Source organism: Candidatus Protofrankia californiensis, assembly GCF_900634765.1.
In the GTDB taxonomy this organism is placed as follows: Bacteria; Actinomycetota; Actinomycetes; order Frankiales; family Frankiaceae; genus Protofrankia; species Protofrankia californiensis.
The window spans coordinates 4,914-8,017 of sequence record NZ_CAAAFT010000211.1; the positions used below are offsets into that span (position 1 = coordinate 4,914).

The window sequence follows — 3,104 nt, forward strand, 5'->3', positions numbered from 1 at the left end:
CGGTGCCGCGGTTCTCGCGCGGTCGCAGAACGACTTCCTCGCCGCCCTGGTCGCCCAACGACCCGAGCGCTTCCGCGCGTTGGGTGCGGTGCCGTTGCAGGACCCCGACAGGGCGGTCGCCGAGCTGCATCGGTGCATGGAGGAACTGGGTTTCCTCGGCGTCGAGATCGGCACCCGGGTTGGCGAGGCCGAGCTGGGTGACCCCGAGTTCGACCCGTTCTTTGCCGCGGCCGAGGAGCTCGGTGCCCTGGTGCTGGTGCATCCCGCCGACTCGACCCTGGATCCGCGGCTTGCCCGGCTCGGGGTGGGCTTCGGCGCGGGAATGCCGTCCGAGACCGGGATCGCGATCGCCGGCCTGCTGGCCAGCGGCGCCCTGACGGGCCGGCCGGGGCTGCGGCTGTGTCTGGCGCACGGCGGGGGCTGCCTGCCGTGGCTGCTTCCCCGACTGGATCGGGGACGGCTGATCAGCGATCCGGCTTTCCCTCCCGACCAGTTACCGAGCACGCTGGCCCGTTCGCTGTACAGCGACTCACTGACCTACGACGTGGACAGCCTGCTGCTGGCGGTGGCGCGCTTCGGCGCCGAGCACGTCCTGCTTGGCACCGACTATCCCTTCGCGGCACGGGAGAGCCCTGCGGGCGCGGTGTTCGCCGAGCCGCACGAGCGACTGACCGCGCGCCTGCGGGCCGCCATCGGCCGTGGGAACGCGCTCGAGCTCACCGGCGCGGGCGGACGACGCGTACGGGCGAATCAGAGGAGTGAGGCATGGCAGAGTTTCTTGGGCTCGGGTTGACCCATTATCCGTTACTCGCCGGCACTGACGAGCACATGGCCGGGCTGCTGCGCTGGACGCTGCAGGATCCGGACATCCCCGCGGACAAGAAGGATCCGGCGTCCTGGCCGGAGCTGATGCGCCGGGAGTGGGCCGACGACGGGGGAGTCGCGGCCGCCGCCGGACACCGCCGCGAGCTGCGCGCGGGTCTTGCCCGCTGCCGCGCCGCGATCGACGCCTTCCGGCCGGACCTGCTCGTGGTGTGGGGCGACGACCAGTACGAGAACTTCCGCGAGGAGGTGGTGCCGCCCTTCTGCGTGCTGGCCTACGACGACACCGAGGTACACCCGTTCGCGCTGATGAACGAACGGGGCAGCCCGAACGCCTGGGGCCGGCCGGACGACATGACGTTCACCCTGCGTGCCGACGCCACGTCGGCCCGAGCGCTCGCCGACGACCTGCTCCAGGACGGTTTCGACGTCGCGTACTCCTACCGGAAGCGGGACGGCGCTCATTTTCCCCATGCGATCGTCAACACCCAGCTGTTCCTGGACTACGAGCATGCCGGTACCGAGTTCCCCTATCGAATGCTGCCGATCACGGTGAACTGTTACGGCCAGCATGCGATCGCCCGCAGGGGCGCACTGGCCCGGTTCGCTGAGATCCGTGACGAGCAACTCGACCCCATCGGCCCGTCCCCGGCGCGGTGCTTCGCTCTCGGCCGGGCCGTGGCGCGCGCGCTGCGGGCCGGCGACAAGCGGGTCGCCCTGGTGGCCTCGTCCAGCTGGTCGCACGCGTTCCTCAACGACGCCGACTGGCACCTACGTCCCGACACAGCGGCCGACCTGCGGCTCTATGAGGCGTTCGTGCGGGGTGACTACGCGACCTGGACCAGCGTCACCGGCGCGGAGATCGTCAAGGCCGGCCAGCACGAGATGCTCAACTGGTTCTGTCTGGCCGGCGCCATGGACGAACTCGGCATATCCCTGAGCTGGTCCACCTTCGTGGTCACCGACGTTTTCAACTCCAACAAATGTTTTGCGATCTTCGAGGGAAAGGTCGGTCTGTGAGCATGACGACGGTCACCGACGAGGCCACCGGGCGGACGGTCGACGCCGGGGGCATCCGGACGCATTATCACGACCTGGGTTCCGGGGATCCGGTGCTGCTGCTGCACGGATCGGGGCCAGGGGTCTCGGCGTGGGCGAACTGGCGCCTGACGATCCCCGCGCTGGCTCAGCAGTACCGGGTGCTGGCTCCCGACATCGTCGGATTCGGCCACACCGAACGGTCCGCCGACGTGCGCTACTCGCTGGCCACCTGGATCGACCACATCTGGGCGTTCATGGACGCGCTGGGGATCGAACGGGCTTCGGTGGTCGGCAACTCGCTGGGTGGACGGATCTCGCTGGGGATGGCCTCTGCGCACCCCGAACGACTGGCCAGGATGGTGCTCATGGGTGTCCCCGGCGTGGGGATGACGCCCACCGAGGGCCTGCGCGCCCTGCGGGAGTACGAGCCGTCGCTGGAGAACATGCGCCAGCTGTTGCTCGGCTGCTTCGCGGTCGACCCGACGATCATCACCGACGACCTGGTGCGGATCCGGCATGAGGCCAGCATCGCCCCGGGCGCCTTCGAGGCCTACCGTGACATGTTCTTCAGCCCCCGCCACGCCGGCAGCCAGCTCGCCATCGAGGCGGACGAGGTCGTCACCATCACCACCCCGACGTTGCTGGTGCACGGGCGCGAGGACAAGGTCGTCCCGGTCGACGTCGCCTGGAACATGGTCCGGCTGCTGCCCGACGCCGACCTGGCGGTCTTCGCCCGCTGCGGGCACTGGACGCAGATCGAGCGCGCCGACGACTTCTCCGATCTCGTGCGCCGCTTCCTGGCGCGTCCTTCCTCCACCCGTTCGTGACTTCTCGTTCGTGACTTTCCCACGGAGATGATCTCGTGACTTCCTTACCGAGGACACCGACGGCTCTGATCGACGCCACGCCCGCTTCCACGCCCGCTTCCAGGCCCGCTGCGAGCACACGGTTTCCGCTGGTTGCCGAGGACGCCGAACACCACCGGTTCCGCGTCCACCGCTCGACGATGACCTCGCCGGAGGTGTTCCGCGCGGAGCTGGAGCGGGTGTTCGGCCATTCGTGGCTCTACGTCGGTCACGAATCGGAGGTGTCCAACCCGGGCGACTACGTACGCCGGCCGGTCGGCGGCAGGCCGGTGTTCATGGTCCGTGGGGCCAGGACCGGCCGGGTACACGTCTTCCACAACACCTGCACCCATCGGGGTGCGGTGGTCTGCCGGCAGCAGGCCGGCAACGCCAAGG

The 3,104-nt window shown here is 69.4% G+C and carries 4 protein-coding genes; all 4 read left to right on the forward strand.

What is annotated here, in order from left to right:
- Positions 1-793, forward strand: a 793-nt coding sequence (locus DD1DGNOD_RS11560) for an amidohydrolase family protein (RefSeq protein WP_131770104.1), incomplete at its 5' end; no start/stop codon positions are given.
- Positions 766-1,842, forward strand: a complete 1,077-nt coding sequence (locus tag DD1DGNOD_RS11565) for an extradiol ring-cleavage dioxygenase (protein WP_131770103.1) — start codon at positions 766-768, stop codon at positions 1,840-1,842. The genes DD1DGNOD_RS11560 and DD1DGNOD_RS11565, both read left to right, overlap by 28 nt.
- Before the next feature lie 2 nt (positions 1,843-1,844).
- Positions 1,845-2,690: an alpha/beta fold hydrolase gene (locus DD1DGNOD_RS11570; protein WP_131770105.1), complete on the forward strand. Its 846-nt coding sequence runs from the start codon at positions 1,845-1,847 to the stop codon at positions 2,688-2,690.
- A gap of 68 nt (positions 2,691-2,758) precedes the next feature.
- The coding region (locus DD1DGNOD_RS28005; RefSeq protein ID WP_430827798.1) for a Rieske 2Fe-2S domain-containing protein at positions 2,759-3,104 on the forward strand (346 nt) is incomplete at its 3' end.

Coding starts and splice junctions, on each gene's coding strand:
- DD1DGNOD_RS11565 (WP_131770103.1), top strand. CDS start 766: ATGGCAGAGTTTCTTGGGCTCGGGTTGACCCATTATCCGTTACTCGCC.
- DD1DGNOD_RS11570 (WP_131770105.1), top strand. CDS start 1,845: ATGACGACGGTCACCGACGAGGCCACCGGGCGGACGGTCGACGCCGGG.